Origin of the sequence: Mitsuaria sp. CC2, assembly GCF_048957715.1 — a bacterium.
Lineage (GTDB): Bacteria > Pseudomonadota > Gammaproteobacteria > Burkholderiales > Burkholderiaceae_C > Roseateles.
This window is the reverse complement of the sequence record NZ_JARVXN010000015.1, coordinates 56,747-76,083: the sequence shown is the minus strand read 5'-3', so window position 1 is coordinate 76,083 and position 19,337 is coordinate 56,747. Positions and strand designations below refer to the sequence as shown.

Sequence of the window (19,337 nt, the reverse complement as noted above, 5' to 3'; positions counted from 1 at the left end):
CCGGGACCGGAACAGGGTGGGAGGTTCGCGGACGCGAGGCCTCCTACCCTGTGCAGGGCCGCGCTCGACGGTGCGCGGTTACTGCTTGATCGGCCGCAGATACGGCCCCGGCTTCGGTGTCTTGATCGGATCCTTCGCGATCGCGTCCTTGAGCCAGGAGATCGCGGCGTCGAGCTGCGCATCCTGCCCGTTCGCGGTTGCCCGCGGCGGGTTGTCGACCTCGATGTCCGGCGTCACGCCCTTGCCTTCGACGAGGAACTGACCGTCGATGGTGATCTGGCCGTTCTCGGCCGATCGCATCAGACCGTTGTCCATCAAGCGGTTCTGGTCAGACAACCAGACGCCGGCGCCCGAGGTCGTCTTCCCGATGACGGGACCCAGGCCCAGACGCTTGAAGCCTTCGGAGAAGGTTTCCCCGTCGGAGTAGGTTTCCTCGTTGGCGATCACGACCACCTTGCCGCGGAAGACCTGCTGCATGTTCGGATACGGCTTGCTGCCATACGGCGAGCGCGGTTGCCAGAACGCCCAGGCGCGGCGCAGCAGCGTCTGCAGGATCCAGCTGTCGATGTTGCCGCCGTTGTTGTGGCGGACGTCGATGATCAGGCCTTCGCGCTCGCTCTGCGCGTAGAACTCGCGGACGAAGTCGCCGATGTCATCGCGGGTCATCGCGCGCAGGTGGAGGTAGCCGATCTTGCCGTCGGCGGCCTTGTCGACGAGTTTGCCGCGGCTGAAGCGCCAGTCGTTGACGCGGAGCTGGCTTTCGCGTCGCATGTCGACCGGCGTGACGACGACCGGGCGCTCCCTGCCCGAGGGCTCGCGGATCTGCAGCAGCACCTGCTTGCCGGCCTGGCCGCGCATCAGCTCGCTCGGGTCCGGCACCGATGCGGCCTTGCGGCCGTTGATCTGCGTGATCACCGCGCCTTCGGCGATGTTCAGTCCGGGCGCCGCCAGCGGCGCCGCTTCGGACGGCAGTTCCGGATCGCCGGCATAGATGCGGGCGATCTTCCAGCCGTTCCCCTTGGGATCGCGCTCCAGCTGCGCGCCCAGGCCGGCGTAGCCGGGTTCCTCGGCGCCCTTGCGGAGCTCTCCCGGCGCGATCTGGCTGTGCAGCAGGCTGAGTTCGCCGACCATCTGCGCCATCAGCTCGGCGAGTTCGCCGCGCTCGGTGATCCGCTCGGTCAACGGGAAGTACTTGGCGCGCATGGCGGCCCAGTCCACGCCGTGCATGTCCTTGTCGTAGAAGAAATCGCGCTGCATGCGCCATGCGTCGTTGAACATCTGCCGCCATTCGGCCTTCGGGTCGACGGCGATCTGCCAGTCGGCCCAGCGCACGCGCGACTTGTCGAGATCGCCCGGCAGCTTCGGCCCGGCGTCGACGATCAGGATCTCCGGCGCGGCTCCCGGTGCGGCCGCGCGGCGGATCATCAGCTTCTTGCCGTCCGCGCTCAGGTCCCAGGCGACGACGCCGTCGGCGAAGGTCTCCAGCTTGGACTCCTGCGGTCCGATCGGCAGCTGGCGCAGGGCGGCGCCTTCCTGCACGTACAGGCGCTTGGAATCGACCGCGAGCAGGCTGTAATTGCCTGCGGCGGCCGGCACCTCGTACAGGCGCAACGCCAGTCCGGGGATCTGGATCTCCGGCTTGCCACCCTTCGAGGCGGGTGGCGCGGCGGGCTTGGCTTCCTTGGCTGCGTCGGCCTTGGCTTCCTCGACCTTCTGCTTGGACTCCTTGTTGTCGGGCTTGTCCTTCTCCTGCTCCCGGACCTCGGCCTCTTCCTTGGCCTTCATGCCTTGCAGTTCATCCGGCGCGGCGAACGGGAAGCGCAGGTTCGGTTGCAGCGCGATCGCGTAGATCTTCCAGCCCTTGTCGAAATAGGGCCCCATGTTGCGATCGCCCCACGGGCCGGGGTTGCCGGTCACGCTGAAGCTGCGGCGCGACAGGAAGTACAGCCATTGGCCGTCGGGGCTGAAGGCCGGTGCGGTGGCGGCGTAGCGGTCGCTGCCGAGCTGATGGACCTTGCCGTCGGCGACGGTCAGCAGCATCAGCTGCTCGCGGTACGGATTGGTCGTGGTGCGGACGAAGGCGAGGGCCTTGCCGTCGGCGGACCAGCTCAGCGACGCGGCGCCGTCGCCGAGCGTGTCGTGGTCGACCTCGCGCGTGGCGGCGGCGCGTGAAGGGTTCCTGAGGTCGGTGAGGAAGAGGCGCCCCTCCTTGTCGGTGTGCGCGATCCAGCGGCCGTCCGGCGACGGCGACAGGCTGCGACGCAGCACGGTGGCGCCTTCGGTGATCTGCCGGGGCTGACCGGTGCCGTTGGCGGCGAAGCGCCAGAGCTCGAATTCTCCGCTGAAGTCGCAGAACGCGAAGACGTCGCGGCTGTCGCCGCTGAAGGCGGAATCGCGGCAGCGGCCCGCGTCGTCGGCGGAGGCCGGCACCGGCAGTTCGGCGCGGCGCAGCGGGCCGACGCCCTGGGTCGCGAGGCGGCCTCGCGCGGTCATCACCACCTGCTCACCGTTGGGCGAGAGCGAGACGCCGGTCAGGAAGTCCTGCGGACGCGCGATCCAGCGCTTGCGTTGCTGGTCGTAGTCGCCGGCCAGGCGCAGGGTGATCTTCTGCTCGGCGGCGCTGCCGCCACCATTGCTGCCAACGCTGCCGCCACCGCTGCCGCCACCGCTGCTGTTGAGGTCGATGCGATAGAGGTCCGCGCCCAGCGCGTAGACCGCCTGCGCGCCGTCCAGGCTCGCGTGGCGGATGTCCCAGCCCTTGTGACGGGTGTGCTGGCGCGGATCGGAGCCGTCGGCCTTCACGGACCACAGGTTGAAGGTGCCGTCGCGGTCGGACAGGAAGGCGACGCGTGCGGCGCCGGTGGCATCCTGGTAGGGCATCGGGCGGCGGTCGTTCGCGCCTTCGGCGAAGAGCGGCCGGGCTTCGGCGGTGCCGGAGAGGTCCATCACCCACAGACGGGCGAGGGCGCCGCCGCGGTACTGGCGGGCGTTGTCGCCGCGCAGCCCGTTGCGGGTGAAGTACAAGGTCTTGCCATCGGCGCTGAGTGCGCCGTCGCTCGCCTGGCCGACGGGCAGCGCGCGGTGCGCGCCGCTGACCAGGGAGACCAGATGCAGCTGGGTGCCGGGTTCGCCGCGCTCGGTGGCGCCGGAGTAGAGCACCTCGTTGTCGGCGGTGATGCCCCAGACGCGCACGGCGCCGGTATCCCAGGTCAGGCGGCGGGCGATGCCGCCGACCGCCGGCATCACGAAGACGTCCCCGGCCGACTCCTGCTGACCGACGAACGCGATCCAGCGTCCGTCGGGAGAGACGGCGGGGAAGGTCTCCGCGCCGCCGTGGGTGGTGATGCGCTGGGCGGTGCCGCCGGCGGTGCTGGCCTGCCAGAGATCGCCCTCGGCGACGAAGACCAGCCGGTCGCCGCGCAGCGCGGGCTGGCGGTAGAAGCCGAGCGAGGGATCGGTGACGGCGGGCCGGGCCGGGGCGTTGCGGGCGACAGCGTCGGCGGTCCCTGCGGCGGCGGTCGCGGTGGCCATGGATTCGGCGGCGATGGCGAGGGTGGCCATCGAGCAGGCCGTGGCGATGGCCAGGCGGCGGAGCGTGATGCGCATCGTGGGTCTTCCTTGTGGGAGTCCGGGGCGGAGCGTCGGAGCGTGGAGGGGGCCCGGCCTGACGGCAGCCGGAAGTCATGCGGCGCGGATTCTGGCGCCGCGAAAGTCTTCAGCGGTTCGTCACCCCCATGGCCACGTGCCCGGCGGGCACATGCGGGACGGCGTTCTGCACGTGGCCGTGCTGGTCGTCGAAGAAGAAGTCGGGCTCGAACTCTCGGAGGAATTCGCCCTTGGGCAGGCCGCCGAGGAACATCGCCTCGTCGACCTCGACGTCCCAGTCCATCAACGTGCGGATGGCGCGCTCGTGGGCGGGCGCGCTGCGGGCGGTGACCAGGGCGGTGCGCAGGCGCATCGGCACGGCGGGCGCGTCCTGCAGGCGTTGCAGCTCATGCAGCACCTGCTTGAACGGGCCGGCGGGGAGGGGCGTGAGCTTGCGGGCGATCTCGTGCTCCTGGAAGGCGTCGAGGCCGTCGCGCTGGTAGATCTGTTCGGCCTCGTCGGAGAAGAGCACGGCGTCGCCGTCGAAGGCGATGCGGAGTTCATCCGGATAGGCGGCGGAGGCGCGCGCCGACTGCGGGAAAACACGGGCCGCGGCGACGCCCGCGACGAGCGCGGATCGCACGTCGTCCTCGTTGGCGGAGAGGAAGAGCTGCGCCTTGAGCGGCTTGAGGTAGCGCCAGGGGCTGTGACCGCGCGTGAAGACGCCGCGCTCGATGTTCAGGCCGTAATGCTGGGCCGACCGGAACACGCGCATGCCGGAGATCGGGTCGTTGCGCGACAGCACGACGACCTCGACGCGGGGCGTCCCGCCGGGCGCGTTGAACGCGAGCAGCTTGCGCACGAGGGAGAACGCGGTGCCGGGTTTGGCGGGTTCGTCCAGGCGCTGCTGCTGCAGGCGCATGTAGGCGCGGTCGTCGCTGTTCTCGAAGAGCTGGTTCTCCTCTTCGAAGTCGAACAACGCGCGGGAGGAAAGGGCCACCACCAGGCGGCCGTCGAGAGAGGCGGGCATGGACCCGATGATAGGCCGCCGACCGACTCGAAGCACCGGCGCCCGGGGCGCCGGTGGGGCGCTTACTGCGCCGCCAGCTTGTTCATGTCGATGATCGGCAGCAGCACCGACAGCACGATCAGCATCACCACGCCGCCCATCGCCACGATGAGCAGCGGTTCCAGCAGGGTGGCCAGCGTCATCGCGCGGCGCTTCACTTCATTGCCGAGCTGCTTGGCCGCGCGCTGCAGCATGTCGGGCAGTTGACCCGTCTGCTCGCCCAGTCGCGCGAACATGGACAGCAGCCCCGGGAAGCGCTTCTTGCCGGCCAGCGCCGCGCCTAGCGGCGCGCCCTCGCGGACCTGCGCCAGCGCGTCCATCGCGTCGGCGCGCATCGCGCTGTTGGACAGCGTCTCCGCCGCGGCCTGCAGCGCCTTCAGGATCGGCACGCCCGCGCCCGCCAGCATCGCCAGCGTGCCCGAGAACCGCGCCGCGTTGTAGCCGCGCGCGAGCCGGCCCAGCAAGGGCAGGTTCAGGAAGGCCGCGTCGAAGCGCTGTCGCGGTCCTTCGCGCTTGAGCAGCTGCTTCGTGCCGATGAAGCCGCCGACCACGATGATCAGGATCACCCAGCCCCAGTTGCGGAGCACGTCGGAGGTGCCCATCATGATCCGCGTCAGCAGCGGCAGCGTCTGCCGCGTCTGCGTGAACACCGCCGCCACCTGCGGCACCACGTAGGTCAGCAGGAAGCTCACCGCCAGCACCGCGATGATGCAGACGATGACCGGATACGCCAGCGCGCCGAAGAGCTCCGAGCGCAGGCGTTGTTGTTCCTCGAGGTCGTCCGCCAGGCTCTCCAGCACCGGACCCAGCGCGCCGCTCTGTTCGCCCGCGGCGACCACCGCGCGGTAGACGTCGTCGAACTCGCGCGGCGCCGTGCCCAGCGCACGCGCGAACGACGAACCCGCGTTGACCTCCGCCTTCAGCTGCGACATCAGTTCGCGCTGGCGTGGATCTTCGGCTTCATCGGCCAACGCGGCCATCGAGCGTTCCAGCGGCAGTCCCGCCGAGATCAGTCCCGCGAGCTGCCGCGTCCACACCGCGAGCCCTGCCGCCTTGAACGCGCGTCGCGCGAAACGCGCCTTCTTGCCCGGCTGCGCCGCCACCGCCTTCACGTCCAGCGGCACCAGTCCCTGCGTGCGCAGCTGCGAGCGCGCGGCTTTCAGCGTGTCCGCCTCCAGCAGGCCCGTGCGGGATTTGCCGGACGCATCCAGGGCGTCGTACTTGAAGGCAGGCATCGCTCGGAACCTCGTGTCTCTACTGCTCGTGTGGCCGTGGCATCAAAGCGATCACTCGCGCGTGACCCGCAGCACTTCCTCTTCGGACGTGACGCCCGCCGCCACCAGCCGGTCGCCGTCCTCGCGCATCGAGCGCAGGCCGTTTGCGCGCGCCGCCGCCAGCAGCTCGGACTCCGGCGCCTGGTTGTGGATCAGGCTGCGCATCGCGTCATTGCTCACCATCAGCTCGTACACGCCGGTCCGGCCCTTGTAGCCGCTGCTCGAGCAGGCCGGGCAACCCACCGGGTGGTAGCGTGTGCCGCCGCCGGGCAGAGGCTCGGGCGACTTGCACACCGGACACAGCTTGCGCACCAGCCGCTGCGCCAGCACGCCCAGCAGCGATGAGCTCAGCAGGAAGGGCTCCACGCCCATGTCGGTGAGACGCGTCACCGCGCTCACCGCGTCGTTCGTGTGCAGCGTCGCCAGCACCAGGTGACCCGTCAGCGAGGCCTGGATCGCGATCTGCGCCGTCTCGTAATCGCGGATTTCGCCGATCATGATGACGTCCGGGTCCTGGCGCAAAATCGCGCGCAGCGCCTTCGCGAAGGTCAGGTCGATCCGCGAGTTCACCTGCGTCTGCCCGATGCCGGGCAGTTCGTATTCGATCGGGTCCTCGACGGTCAGCACGTTCGTCGTCGACGTGTCCACCGTCTGCAGCGCCGCGTACAGCGTCGTCGTCTTGCCCGAACCCGTCGGGCCCGTCACCAGCACGATGCCGTGCGGCTGCTGGACCACGCGCTGGAAACGCTCCAGGCGCTCGCCGTCCATGCCCAGGGCCGTCAGCGTGAAGCGCGATTCCGACTTGTCCAGCAGACGCAGCACCGCGCGCTCGCCGTGCGCCGAGGGCAGCGTGCTCACCCGCACGTCGATCGCGCGGCCGCCGATGCGCAGCGAGATCCGGCCGTCCTGCGGCAGCCGCTTCTCGGCGATGTCGAGTTCCGCCATGATCTTCAGCCGCGAGATCAGCGCCGCGTGCAGCGCGCGGTTCGGCCGGACCACCTCGCGCAAGGTGCCGTCGACGCGGAATCGCACCGAGCTTTCGCGCTCGTAAGGCTCGATGTGGATGTCGCTCGCGCCGTTGTTCGCAGCCTGCGTCAGCAGCGCGTTGAGCATCCGGATGATGGGCGCGTCGTCCGCGGCCTCCAGCAGGTCGGCGACCGCCGGCAGGTCCTGCATCATGCGCGACAGGTCGACGGCGCTTTCGACTTCGCCGATCACCATCGCCGCGTTGTCCTCGCCGCCGGCGTAGGCGGACTGGATGCGTGTCGAGAGCTCGGCCACGCTCAGGCATTCGATGCGCGTCGGCGCGTAGACGCGCTGCAGCTCCGACAGCACCGGCAGCGTCAGCGCCGGCGAGGCCCACAGCGTGCGCTGCTGGCCGTCGTCCTCGATCAGCAGCTGCTGCGCCTTGGCGACGGCGTAGGGAAGGGGATGGCGGCTGGCCATGATCGCTCCGGGCTCAACGGCCTTGCGGGTTGCTCGGCGGGTTGGTGTTGCTCGGCGTGGCGGCGCCCGGCACCGGCGACGAGGCCGGATACACCGGAAGCGGCAGCTGCTGGGGCAGCGTGCCGCTTGGCGTCGACGCCGGCCTTTCCGGCAGCAGCGGCGCGCCGGTGTCGGGCAGCACCAGGGTGCTCTTCGGCTGGGACTCCTGCTGATAGGCGCGGATCGCGTCGTAGCGGTCCATCGTCAGCGCCGCGGCGCTTTCCGGCGTGCGCAGGATGACGGGGCGCAGGAAGATCATCAGATTGGACTTGGTCCGCTTGCGGCTCTGGTTCTTGAACAGGTTGCCCAGGATGGGGATGTCGCCCAGGCCCGGCACCTTGTCCTCGCCGTCGGTGTACTCGTCCTTCAGCATGCCGCCCATCACCAGCACCTGGCCGTCTTCCAGCGTCACCGAGGTCTCGACCGCGCTCTTGTCGAAGGTCGGCCCTTGCGTGGCCGAGTTCGCCACCCCCGTGACCACGCTCGAGTTCTCCTGATACGCCTTCATCCGCACGGTGCCGTTTTCGCCGACGGTGGCGCGCACCTTCAGGCGCAGACCGACGTCGCGGCGCTCGAAGGTCTGGAACGGGCTGGTGGTGGTGCCCGACGTGGTCGTCGAGTTGCCGGTCAGCACCGGCACGTTGCTGCCGATCAACAGGTCCGCTTCCTCGTTGTCCTGGACGATCAGCGAGGGCGTGGAAAGCACATTGGTGCCGGCCACGGAACCCAGCACGTTGGCGATGGCGCCCAGCGTGTAGAGGCTGCCGACCTTCTTGATGATGCCCACGTTCAGGCCGGTGGGGATCGTGCCGCTGGAGATCGCGCTGCTGACGCCCGTGGTGCCGCCGGCCGTGGCGGCGGTCAAGTTCAGGATGTTCGAGAAGCCGGTGCCGAAGTTGGTTCCGATCGCGCCTTCGCCGAACAGCTGCTGGAACTGCACGCCGAACTGGCCGGCCTTGCTGGCGTCGACCTTCACGATCAGCGCTTCCACGTAGACCTGCGCGCGGCGCGTGTCGAGCTGCTCGACGACCGCGCGGATCTGGCGGTACATCGGCTCCGGCGCCGTGATGATCAGTGAGTTGGTCGCCGGATCCGCCTGCACGAAACCGCCGGTGTTCACCTGCGCCGTCTGGCCGACCTGCGTCGAAGAGCCGCCGCTGCCGCTGGACCCGCTGCTGCCGGAGCTCGACGAACTGCCGCCGAACGAGGAGCTGTTGCCCGCGAAACCGCCCGACTGTCCGCCGCTGCCGGTCTGTGCGCCGGCGAAGTTGCCGGTGCCGCCCTGACCGCTGCTGTTGGAGCCGCCCGCGCCCGGTCCCGCGTTGTTCGTGTACGCCGCGCGCAGCACCGTGGCCAGGCGCACCGCGTCCGCGTTCTTCAGGTAGATCACGCGGATGCTGCCGCCGGTGTCGCTGCTGGGCTGGTCGAGCTTGGCGATCATCGCGCGCAGCTGCATCAGCTTGGCCGGATTGGCCGCGCGCACGATCAGCGCGTTGCTGCGCGGATCGGCCATGACGCTGCCGCTGCCGCCGCCCGCGCCGCCTTGCACCTGGACGCCCTGCGCGCCGCCGCCGTCCGACAGCCGCTGCACCAGTTGCACGATGTCCGAGGCCACCGCGTTGCGCAGCGGGATCACCTCGATGTCGGTGTTCGAGGGCTGGTCCAGCGCCGCGACGATGCGGCTGATCCGCTGCAGGTTGTCGGCGTAGTCGGTGATCACCAGGCTGTTGTTGCCCGGGTTGGCGTTGATCGTGTTGTTCGGCGTGATCAGCGGACGCAGCACCGCCACCAGGTTGTTGGCGTTCTCGTGACTGAGCTTGAAGATCTGCGTCACCACCTGGTCGCCGCGCGTGCGCGACTCGCCGGCGATGGTCACCGCGCCGGTCTGCAGCTTGGCTTCCGCTTCGGGCACCAGCTTGAGGAGTCCGCCGGTCTCGACCATCGCGAAGCCCATGCCGCGCAGCGCGGCCAGATAGCTCAGGTAGGCCTCCTGCACGGGGACCGGCGTCTCCGCCGTCAGCGTCATCGTGCCCTTGACTCGGGGATCGACCAGGATGGGCTTGCCCAGCGCGGCGGACATCGCGCGGGAGACCGCCTCGATGTCGGTGTTGACGAAGTTCAGCGTGACCGGCGTGCTCGCGCGCACGGCCGGCTGTCGGCGGTTCTGCTGCGTCGACTGTGCGCCGGCCTGCATCGGCAGGCTGCCCGCGATCAGGGTGATCGCGACGCCCAGCGCCGTCGGTCGCATCATGTGCTTGTTCATGCTCATCCCACCGAGATGATCGAGCGCGCCCCCTGGCGCCGCCCGATGATGTTCAACAAATTGGCCAATGCGGCTTCGCTGCCGGGCGCGGCCGTGGCCTCGCCCTGGAATTGCGTCCGCGTCGCGCCCAGGGTGCCCTGCCCGCTCAGTTGCAGCGGGCCCTGGATCGTCGACAGGATCAGTTGCGGCGCCGCGCCGCCGCCCACCAGGCCCATGCGATAGCTGCCCAGCGGCGACACCTGCGCCAGGCGCGACGAGAAGTCGCGCAGTTCGACCTGGGCCATGCCGCTCACGGCGATCGCCTTGCCCTTGCCTTCGAAGACGAAGCCCTGCGCGCTGACGGCGATGACACCGTCCGGCGCCAGTGTGTTCCAGGGCGTGCCCAGCCCGACCAGCCACGCGGCGGGCCAGCGGATCCAGGGCTGTTCGGGTGTCGCGTCGGGCAGGCGCACGGTGAGCCGGTCCAGGCCGAAGCTCGCCGTCACCGGCGCCGCCGGCTTGATGCAGCAGGACTGGTCCAGCGTCAGGCGCACGCCCGGGCCGCCGTCGATCCAGGCCGGTCGCAGCGTCCAGCCCAGGCGTTGCGGCAGTTCGCTCGCGTCGCGGCTGCCTTCGCCGGGACTGAGGATCACGCGCGCGCTGCCGTTCCAGAGGCTGCCGCGCGCGTCGGCCAGCAGCAGCCGGTCATTCGTCGCCGAGGCTGCGGCCTTGGCCAGCCAGGCCGCGGGCGCCCAGACCACGATGGCGGTCAGCAGGCCCAGCACGGCGCCGACGACCGCCCAGCGCATCGCGCCACGGTCGGTGCGGACCAGCGCCACGGCCTTGGCCGGCGCGGCCAGGAGCATGAAGGCCGACTGGACGAAAGCCGACTCCATGAAGCGGGGTTGTTTGGCCATCGCTCAGTTCCCCGTCGCGGCCGGCAGCACGACGGTCAGGCGACCGGTGTAGCCCTGCGGCCCCGCTTGCAGTTCGGCTTCCTGCGGACGCGCGCGCGCGCCCTGGCGCGCCTCGCCGATCCACATCGCCAGCGCGCCGCCGGGCACGCCGCGCAGCCGCAGCTGGGCCTGCGTACCGGTGATGGTCAGTTCAGCGGAGGGGCCCAGTCGGGCCGTCGCGGCGCGCAGGGCGGTCATCGATTGCTCGGTGGACACCGGCACCGCCTGCTTCAGCGTCTGCGCCTGCAGCGCCATCGACCGCATCTGCTGGAGCTCGCGGTCGAGCCGGTCGATCTCGCCCGGCGCCTTGCGCAGCGTGGCCCAGGCCGGCGCCAGTGCGATCAGCCAGAGCAGCAGCAGGCCGACGAACGTCGCGGTCAGCCGCACGATCAGGCGTTCGCGCGGGGTGGCGGCCTGCCAGCGGGCCGTGAGGTCCCGTCGCATGGTCGTGATGGCGTTCATCGGTTGTCGGGTCGCAGGCTGAGTTGGAGCGCGTCGCCTTCTTCGGAGACGCGCAGCGCGGGATCCTGACCGAGCCGGTCGCGCAACTGGGCGCGTTGCGGCTGGGTCAGTCCGGCCAGCGTCAGCCGGCCCTGTTCGAATCGGACGTTGGGCAGCGGCGGCTCGCCCTGCGGCCAGACCCTCGCCACCGCGCCGAGCAGGTCTTCGAGGTCGCCGGGGCCGACCTGACCGGCGCCGCCGCGCAGCGTTTCGGTCTCGCGGAGCATCTGGGCGCGCGCGTCACGGACGACGCGGATCTGCGGGAAGGCCTGGCGCAGCAGCGTTTCCTGTTCGGTCTTGCGCGCGTCGATGGCGCGGCCCTGCTGCCAGGCCATCGCGTTCAGACCGATCACCTGCACGGCGATCAGTCCGATGACGCCCCAGCGGAAGGGACGCCACGTCGGCGACTGCAGCGTCTGCCAGGCCTGGTGCACGCGCTGCCAGCCGCGCTGGCGCGGCGTCAGGTCGAACTGCAGCAGGTTGACCGGCGCCTCCCGGGCCGCCCAGACGCGCTCGGCGTCGTTGAGCACCCGCACCTTGCGGCCCAGCCACTGCTCGGCCACGGCCGAGGCGGCGGGGCTCGCGGTCACGGGGGCCGCGGTCCACCAGTCCTCGCCGAGCCAGCCGCGCAGACCGCCGCTGTCCAGCGGGAAGGTCGCGACGCCGTCGGCGCGCGAGACGCGCAGGCGGGGGCGGTCGTCGGAACCGGCGTAGACGTGGCCGCCTTCCTCGACGTCCTCGTCGCCGGGCTTGGCGATCTGCGGCCACGACAGTGGCCGCAGCGCCTCGATCAGCAGCCCGGCCGCTGCCATCGCCTGCAGATGCTCGCGCAGCGGTTCGCGGGCGGTCACGGCGACCCAGTGGGACTGGCCCTCGGCGTCGGGCGTGGGCATCAGCGCGAAGTGCAGCCGGTCGGCGTCTTCGAGCAGCTGGTCCTCCATCACCCCGACGATCGCGGCGCGCAACTTTGCGCCCTTGATCTTGGGCAATTGCGCGGGGAGCCAACTGACCTGGTCGTCGCGCAGCAGCAGCATCACGCGATCGGCGTGCGGCATCGCGTCCAGCGCGGCGCGCTGACCGCGCCCGTGTGCGTGGGCCGGCGCCTGTGCGTCGTGGCTGAACCAGAATTCGTAGTCGAGCGGGGCGGCACCGTTCTGAGGCGGGCTGGCCGGCAGGAGGATGAGCAGGGTACTCATAGGATCGCGGATTCTAGGAGGGCTTGCGTGACGAAACGGGGCCGTAAGCCCCCGAGCAAGCCCGTAGTCGCGCTTTTACAAGTGCATGCATCCCGTCCCTCTTCTTTCGATTCGTTTCAAGCGCCTGTGGGCCGCGCGCGACGTCGTCCGCAGCGATCACGGCGCGGCCCCGTAGCCGGGCGTGCCGGGCAATGCCGATTGGCGAAGCAGGCGCTGCCGATCCATCACGCGGACGTTGGTACCGTCCCGGAACACCAGCGACCGCTGGGCCAGGATCCGATCGTCCATGCGCAGCTGGCCCTCGACGAAAAAGTAGTTCGAGGTGAAGGCGGCCATCGCCCGGCGCGTATCGGTGGAGGGCAGCCCCGGCACGAGGCTGGAAAGCCGGTCGTCCCAGGCCGTGAAGGCCTTGCTCTGGCGGGTGCGAACGATGCTGTCGGCGACACCGAGGTCGACGCCCAGGACATCCGCGATGACTTCCCGCGGCGCGGTATTCAGGTTCAGCGTGGTCCCCGCCTTCGGCAGCAGCACCGCCAGGGTGCCCAGGCGCGCCACCTGTTCCTCGTTGAGGCCGAACCAGCGCAGCTGCTCGATCCGCGCCGGTCTCAGCGGCACGTCGCCCTGCTGGTCCGTGCCCTTGCCCCCCGCGGAGGCGATGAGGCTCTTCTGGACCTGTTCGGCGATCGAGGCGCTCATGCCCGCGCGCTGGAAGATGCGGCGCGCGGCATTCAGGTTGTCGAGGGCTTTCTGGACGGCCTGCGCGTCCGGCGGTTGCCCGGCCTGGGGCTGCGTCGGCTGCGTCTCCAGGTTGCGCAGGTTGAACAGGCCTTGCGCGTCCTCGATGTGGCCGGACAGGAAGGCGTCCGGGCCTGCATCCTCCGACTTGTTCTCGTCCTGCGACAGGAAGCTCGACAGCCGGGCCTCGGCCAGCGGCACCGCCCACACTTCGCCGAGGTCGTCGCTCTGCGCGGCCTTGCTGCGACCGGACTTGACGTCCTCGCTGAGGATCAGCCGTGCCCAGTCCAGCGCGCCCTGCAGCACCCAGTCCGCCTGGGTGCGGCCGCGGTCCGCCGCCTCGATCTGGATCGAGCGCGACTGCCGCCACACCATCGCGGCGGACAAGGTCGTCACCAGCACCACGATCAGCAGCGCGGTGAGCAGGGCCGCGCCGCGTCGCGAACGCGTCGCCACGTGGGGGCGCGCAGGCGCGGTACGCATCAGCTGCCGCCCTCGACGGCGACTTCGCGGATCAGCTCGCCGCGGTAGCCGCTGTCCTCGCCGAATTGCAGCCGCATGCGCACGCCTTCCGGCACGGCGCTGGTCGCCGCCGCGTCCTTGTTCGCCTGATCGGTGTCCTTGTCCAGCGTGGACTGGGCATTGGCCCAGGCGCCGCGCTGGAAGAAGTACATCTGCCAGCCGGTGACGCGGTCGAGGCCGGGCAGCTCGCGCATCTCCTTGGCACTGAGCTGCTGACTGCGGAACCAGGCATCGCGCAGCGCGTCGGCGCTGTTCAGGGTCTGCGACTCCCAACGCGCCAGCCGGCCTTCCTTCAGTTGCCACGCGACGAGCTGCAGCCCGGTCTCGCGCCGGCGCGTGACGCGCAGCGTCGCGCCGTCGAAGGTCAGGGCGTCAAAAACGTCGCTCTTCTGGACCTCGCGCAGGTCCAGCTCCCACTGGCGGATCAGGGTCTGCAGCGTCTCGGCACGATCCATCGCGGCCTCGTTGCGCTCGCGGCTGGTCGTCAGCGCGGACACCGCGCGCCACGCCATCACCGACATGATCGCCATCACCACGAGCGCGACCACGACCTCGATCAGCGTGAACCCGCGCGCCGCGCGCCGGGAAGGGCCTGCCGAGCGGCGCATCAGGAGTTGCGTCCCACGATGGTGGTGATCGTCAGCAGCGGCCGGTCGCGGTCGTCGAAGACCTGGGCCTCGACGCGGCGGAAGTTCGGATTCGGCGTGCCGCGCACCGCCATCTTGACGTTGAAGTCGCGTCCCAGCTGCGCGCAGGTGACGCTGTTGTCGCCGATGCTCGGGAAGGTCTTGGTCAGACGCATCTCGGTGAGTTCGTTCTCGGCGCACCACTGGGCCAGCGAGTTGATCGCCAGCCGGTCGGAATTCGAGGTCATTGCGCCGGCGGCGCGCAGCCCCGCCGCCAGGCACAGCGCGACGATCGTCACCGCCACCAGCACCTCGACGAGTGTGAAGCCGCGGCCTCGCGACGAAGGCATGCCGATGGTCATGCGCCGCCCTTCGCGATGGCGAAAGGACGCAGGCCGTCCGTGGCGAGCGTGATGCGGTGGTCGCCGCGGATCAGCGTCACGCGCTGCGCGCCGATCAGCGGCTCGGGGCCGAGGCGGATCGCGCGGCCGGTGGGGTTCGCGCTCTCGATCTCGACGATCGGCGGGTCGCCCAGCCAGGGGCGCTCCAGATCCAGCCGCTTGATCAGCGCCACCGGCAGACCGGTGATGCGGTAGCGGGAGGCGTCGCTGTTCGAATCAGGGACCCACCGCACGTCCAGCGAAGCCGCGCGGGCTTCGGACCGCGCAGTTTCCAGCACGGCGGCCAACAGCAGCGCCTCGCGCTCCAACTGCACGTCGGCGCGGTCGCGCACGGCGACCGCAACGGTGGCGCTGGCGATCGCCACGATCGTGATCGCGACGATCAGCTCGATCAGCGTGAAGCCGCGCTGGAGCAGTCGGCCGGACGGACGCGTGCGCACGGCGCTGGGCGGTCGGCGAGGGGAGGGAGGACACGCACGGCGGACCGCGCGCTTATTCCCAGGAGCCGATGTCGGCGTCGGAGCCTTCGCCGCCCGGCTTGCCGTCGGCGCCCAGGCTGTAGATGTCGACTTCGCCCTTCAGGCCGGGGTTGTCGTACTGGTAAGGATTGCCCCAGGGATCCTTGGGCAGTTTCTCGATGTAGACCTTCCAGTTCGGCGCCGCGGGGCCGCTGGTGGGCTTGGCCACGAGCGCGCCCAGTCCCTGGTCGCCGCTCGGGAAGCGGCCGTTGTCCATCTTGTAGAGCTTGAGCGCCTGCATCAACGTGTTGACGTCGGAGCGCGCCGCGGTGCGGCGGGCTTCGGACACGTGATTCATCACCGCCGGCACGACCACCGCGCCCATGACGGCGACGATGGTGATGGCGACGATCAGTTCGATCAGCGTGAAGCCGCGCGCGCGGCGCGGAGCGGACAGGGAAACGGGTCGATGCATGGTGTTGCAATCCTCGTGGGGCCGCCCTTGGTGGCCCATCGCGCTGCATCATAATCGTCGGATGCATGCACGATGGTTAAGCTTCGTAGTCTGGGCGGCGATGGCGGCGAGCCTCGCTTATTGGGCATTGACGCTGATGGTGAAGGGGCCTCAAGCGCCCGCCATGACGCGTTCGGCGGTGTCCGAAGGCGCGCCCGCCGACTGGACTCGATTGTTCGCTGCCGCCAAGGTGGTGGAGACGCCGGTCGAGGCCGCCTCGTCGCGCTTCCAGTTGTTGGGCGTGGTGGCGCCGACCACCGGTGGGCGTTATCCGGGTGAAGGCGTCGCGCTGATCGCCATCGCCGGTGCGCCACCCAAGCCCGTGCGCATGGGCGCTCTGGTCGAAGGCGACCTGAAACTGATCGAGATCAATCGACGGGATGTCGGGCTCGGCGTCGGCGACGCAGTGACGGTGCGGCTGAGCCTCGCGCCGGGCGCGCCTGATCTGTCCATGGTCATGCCGGCACAGCCGCCTCAGTTCGCGCCGGGTGGCGGCATGGCGCCTCCGCCGAACTTCGGCCCGCAGATGCCGCCGCATGCCGGCGCGCCGGGACCTGACGGCATCGTGCCGCCGACGGCCGTCACCGGGTCGCTGCCGCAGATGCCGCCCGGCGACGGCAGCGCCAACCCCATCAAGTAATCCCGAAGAGGTAGCGCGTGCGAGTGCCCAGGCGCTGGCCGCGCATGGGGTCAGTACTTGCTTCCCAGCGTGGACCGACCCGGTCCCGTGTGCAATGCGCCCGGACCGCTGGTCGCCGTGTCGCGGAGGTCGGAGGGGCGGCTGTGGATGGTGCCGTCGGGCAGGTCCTGGACTTCCGTCAGCAACGCCGCCGCGCAACGCACCAGCGGCCACGCCAGCGTCGCGCCGGTGCCGTCCCCGCATGCCATGCCGAGTTCCAGCAGCGCCGCGGCGTGGAAGAGCTGCAGGGCTTCGTCGAGGCCGCGATGGGTGGTGCTGCGGCAGAACACCGCGTAGTCGGTGACCGGCGGCGCGATCATCGACGCCACCTTCAGTGCCGCGCATGCGGGAATGCCGTCCACCAGGATCAATTGACGCTTGGACGCGGCCACCAGCATGGCGCCGACCATGACCGCCAGCTCGAAACCGCCGAAGGCCGCCAGGACCGCCATCGGTTCCCGGACGTCGCGGTGCCGCTGCTGCGCCCCTTGCAGCACCAGCATGAGGTGGGACAGGTCCTCATGCGGCATGTCGGGGCCGGAAATGATGAAGTCCTGCACCGGCATGTCCATCAGTCGGGAGAGGACCAGGGCCGAGGCCTCCAGCGATCCCTGGCCGAGGCCCGCGCAGGCGATCACGTTGCCCGCGAGGTTGTCAGAGATCTCCATGCCGACGCGCACTCCGGCATGTGCCTGTTCGACCGTCATCGCCGCGCCGGCCCGCGAGTTGCGGGTGCCATGCGCGATCTTGCGCGCGAGCAGGCGTTGCTGCGGACTGAGCGGTTCCGCGATGCCGCAGTCGACGACCGTGACGTGCATGCCCTGGTTGCGCGCGAACACGGTCGAGGGCAACCGATGCTGCAGGGCGAGCAGGGCCTGCTCGCGCGTGCTGCGACCGTTGGGCAATGCGATGCCGTCCACGGCCAGGCCGTGGTCGGCCGCGAACAGCACCAGGGTCGGGTCGCGGAACTTCGGCGTCTGTGTCGCCTGGATCAGGCCCAGCCGCACCGCGAGCGGCTCCAGTTCCCCTAGCCGGCCGGCCAGCGAGCAGCGGCGCTCCAGACGCTGGCGCAGGGCGCGTTCCAGCTCCGGATTGGCGGTCGGGGAGATGAGGGACTGATGAATGGACATGGGGACCGCCATTCTCGGGCCGCGCCGAAGTCGGGCCATCGGCAATTGCCCCCGACGCCCGAGGTCTGCCCCTTGTCCCAGGGGCAGGCTGTTGGTGTCAATCCGTAACGGACGGGTGGGCGCTCAACGCAGGAACAGGCGGTACACGGGGTTGTCGGTTTCCTCGGTGTACGGATAGTTCAACTGGTCGAGGAAGGTCTTGAACGCCTTGCCGTCGCCCTTGGGCACCTGCAGTCCGACGAGGATGCGACCGTAGTCCGCGCCCTGGTTGCGGTAGTGGAACAGGCTGATGTTCCAGTCCGGGCTCATGCTGGAAAGGAAACGCATCAAGGCGCCGGGCCGCTCCGGGAAGATGAAGCGGAACAGGCGCTCGTTCTCCGCGAGCTCGGTGCGGCCGCCCACCATGTGGCGGACGTGCTGCTTGGCCAGTTCGTCGTCAGTGAGATCGACGGTGGCGAAGCGGTGCCGCTCGAAGCTGCGGACCAGCTTGTCGGCCTCCTCGCGCTTTGTGATGGAGACGCCCACGAAGACGTGCGCCACTTGGCGGTCGGAGATGCGGTAGTTGAACTCGGTGACGCTGCGTCCCTGGACCAACTCGCAGAAGCGCCGGAAGCTGCCACGTTCCTCGGGGATGGTGACGGCGAACAGCGCCTCGCGCTCCTCACCGACCTCGGCCCGCTCGGCGACGAAACGCAGCCGGTCGAAGTTCATGTTCGCGCCGCAGGTGATGGCGACGTAGGTTTCGCCCCTGGTCCCGTGTTGCGCCGCGTACTGCTTGATCGCCGCGACGCCCAGGCCGCCGGCGGGCTCCAGGATGCTGCGCGTGTCGACGAAGACGTCCTTGATCGCGGCGCAGACGGCGTCCGTGTCGACGAGGAGGTAATCGTCGACAAGTTCGCGGCAGATGCGGAAGGTCTCCTCGCCCACCAGCTTGACCGCGGTGCCGTCCGAAAACAGGCCCACGTCGCTCAGCGTCACCCGCTTGCCGGCGCGCACCGAACGCACCATGGCGTCCGAATCCTTGGTCTGGACGCCGATGACCTTGATCTCCGGCCGCACCGCCTTGATGTAGGCCGCCACGCCGGAGATCAGGCCGCCGCCGCCGATCGCGACGAAGATGGCGTCGATGGGACCGGGATGCTGGCGAAGGACCTCCATCGCGATCGTTCCCTGGCCGGCGATGACGTCGGGATCGTCGAACGGGTGGACGAAGCTCAGCCCGTGCTGCTGCTCCAGCTCCAGCGCATGGCCGTAGGCGTCGGTGAAGGATTCGCCAGAAAGGACGACCTCGCCGCCCAGGGCCTGGACGGCGTCGATCTTGACCTTGGGCGTGGTCACCGGCATCACGATGACGGCGCGGCAGCCGAGTTTCTTCGCCGACAGCGCCACCCCTTGCGCGTGATTACCCGCCGACGCGCAAATCACGCCGCGCGCCAATTGCTCGGGCGCGAGATTTGCCATCTTGTTATAGGCGCCCCGCAATTTGAAGCTGAATACCGGCTGCTGATCTTCGCGTTTCAGCCAGACCTTGTTGCCGATGCGCTTGGAGAGATTGCGGGCGGCGTCGAGAGGAGTTTCCTGCGCCACCTCATACACCTTGGCGTTAAGAATCCGTTGCAGATAACTCTGATCCGCCGGGAGTAAGGCCGGGTGTTGAGACGACGGGCGCCTCGAGGTGGTCTTGCGCGATGCGCGGCGGGTGCCGGCCATGGAAATCCCTCCAGTTCCCTTTCCCGCGCGGGACGCGGCGGGAGTCGGGCGGACGATGATAGCCAGGGTTTGCCCGGGGCGCGGCGGAGCGTGGACGGCTGCGCGCTGGTGCGCTTTCGCCATTGGAGGAGCCAGCCTTGCTGGCCCGGCATGGCGCCTGACGGGCGGAAGTGGAGGCGGAGTCGGGACGAAAAAAAGCCCGAGGCTTGTGGCCTCGGGCTGAATCCACCATGGAGGCGGTGGAGGAGACAATC

General features: G+C 69.8%; 16 protein-coding genes. 1 reads left to right on the top strand and 15 read right to left on the bottom strand.

Going from position 1 to position 19,337, the window contains the following annotated elements; translation table 11 throughout:
* Positions 1–78: 78 nt before the first annotated feature.
* The 13 genes from PV762_RS10810 to gspG form a co-directional block, all read right to left on the bottom strand.
* Positions 79–3,606, bottom strand: a complete 3,528-nt coding sequence (locus PV762_RS10810) for a S41 family peptidase (RefSeq protein WP_421035039.1) — start codon at positions 3,604–3,606, stop codon at positions 79–81.
* A 109-nt stretch (positions 3,607–3,715) separates the two neighbouring features.
* Positions 3,716–4,615: a 5'-nucleotidase gene (locus PV762_RS10805; protein WP_421035038.1), complete on the bottom strand. Its 900-nt coding sequence runs from the start codon at positions 4,613–4,615 to the stop codon at positions 3,716–3,718.
* 62 nt (positions 4,616–4,677) lie between these two features.
* Positions 4,678–5,889: a type II secretion system inner membrane protein GspF gene (gene gspF, locus PV762_RS10800; protein ID WP_421035037.1), complete on the bottom strand. Its 1,212-nt coding sequence runs from the start codon at positions 5,887–5,889 to the stop codon at positions 4,678–4,680.
* A 51-nt stretch (positions 5,890–5,940) separates the two neighbouring features.
* Positions 5,941–7,374 (bottom strand): type II secretion system ATPase GspE, encoded by a 1,434-nt coding sequence (gspE, locus tag PV762_RS10795; RefSeq protein ID WP_421035036.1) that lies wholly within the window; start codon positions 7,372–7,374, stop codon positions 5,941–5,943.
* A gap of 13 nt (positions 7,375–7,387) precedes the next feature.
* A complete protein-coding gene (gspD, locus tag PV762_RS10790; protein ID WP_421035035.1) occupies positions 7,388–9,676 on the bottom strand; it encodes a type II secretion system secretin GspD in 2,289 nt (762 codons plus the stop codon).
* Positions 9,677–9,678: 2 nt separating this feature from the next.
* On the bottom strand, positions 9,679–10,572 hold the full coding sequence (gene gspN / locus PV762_RS10785) for a type II secretion system protein N (protein WP_421035034.1): 894 nt from the start codon (positions 10,570–10,572) through the stop codon (positions 9,679–9,681).
* A gap of 3 nt (positions 10,573–10,575) precedes the next feature.
* Positions 10,576–11,073: a type II secretion system protein GspM gene (gene gspM, locus PV762_RS10780; RefSeq protein WP_421035033.1), complete on the bottom strand. Its 498-nt coding sequence runs from the start codon at positions 11,071–11,073 to the stop codon at positions 10,576–10,578.
* Entirely contained in the window at positions 11,070–12,308 is a 1,239-nt protein-coding gene (gene gspL, locus PV762_RS10775) for a type II secretion system protein GspL (protein WP_421035032.1), read from the bottom strand. Before gspL ends, gspM begins: the two co-directional genes overlap by 4 nt.
* 156 nt (positions 12,309–12,464) lie before the next feature.
* Complete coding sequence (gene gspK / locus PV762_RS10770) at positions 12,465–13,526, bottom strand: type II secretion system minor pseudopilin GspK (RefSeq protein WP_421035031.1); 1,062 nt, start codon at positions 13,524–13,526, stop codon at positions 12,465–12,467.
* Complete coding sequence (locus PV762_RS10765; RefSeq protein WP_421035030.1) at positions 13,526–14,173, bottom strand: PulJ/GspJ family protein; 648 nt, start codon at positions 14,171–14,173, stop codon at positions 13,526–13,528. Before PV762_RS10765 ends, gspK begins: the two co-directional genes overlap by 1 nt.
* The gene (gspI, locus tag PV762_RS10760; protein ID WP_421035029.1) at positions 14,173–14,553 is read right to left on the bottom strand and encodes a type II secretion system minor pseudopilin GspI; all 381 of its coding nucleotides are present in this window, start codon (positions 14,551–14,553) and stop codon (positions 14,173–14,175) included. The genes PV762_RS10765 and gspI overlap by 1 nt, the downstream gene beginning before the upstream one ends.
* Positions 14,550–15,032, bottom strand: coding sequence for a type II secretion system protein (locus PV762_RS10755; RefSeq protein WP_421035028.1), 483 nt, complete (start codon positions 15,030–15,032; stop codon positions 14,550–14,552). Before PV762_RS10755 ends, gspI begins: the two co-directional genes overlap by 4 nt.
* Positions 15,033–15,084: 52 nt before the next feature.
* Complete coding sequence (gene gspG / locus PV762_RS10750; RefSeq protein WP_421035027.1) at positions 15,085–15,525, bottom strand: type II secretion system major pseudopilin GspG; 441 nt, start codon at positions 15,523–15,525, stop codon at positions 15,085–15,087.
* A 163-nt stretch (positions 15,526–15,688) separates the two neighbouring features.
* On the opposite strand from gspG, the gene PV762_RS10745 reads away from it, so the two are divergent.
* Entirely contained in the window at positions 15,689–16,204 is a 516-nt protein-coding gene (locus PV762_RS10745; RefSeq protein WP_421035026.1) for a hypothetical protein, read from the top strand.
* Positions 16,205–16,254: 50 nt separating this feature from the next.
* On the opposite strand, the gene PV762_RS10740 is transcribed toward PV762_RS10745, so the two are convergent.
* Both PV762_RS10740 and ilvA read right to left on the bottom strand, forming a co-directional pair.
* On the bottom strand, positions 16,255–17,373 hold the full coding sequence (locus PV762_RS10740; protein ID WP_421035025.1) for a nicotinate-nucleotide--dimethylbenzimidazole phosphoribosyltransferase: 1,119 nt from the start codon (positions 17,371–17,373) through the stop codon (positions 16,255–16,257).
* A gap of 123 nt (positions 17,374–17,496) precedes the next feature.
* Positions 17,497–19,083 (bottom strand): threonine ammonia-lyase, biosynthetic, encoded by a 1,587-nt coding sequence (ilvA, locus tag PV762_RS10735; RefSeq protein WP_421035024.1) that lies wholly within the window; start codon positions 19,081–19,083, stop codon positions 17,497–17,499.
* Between the last annotated feature and the right edge of the window lie 254 nt (positions 19,084–19,337).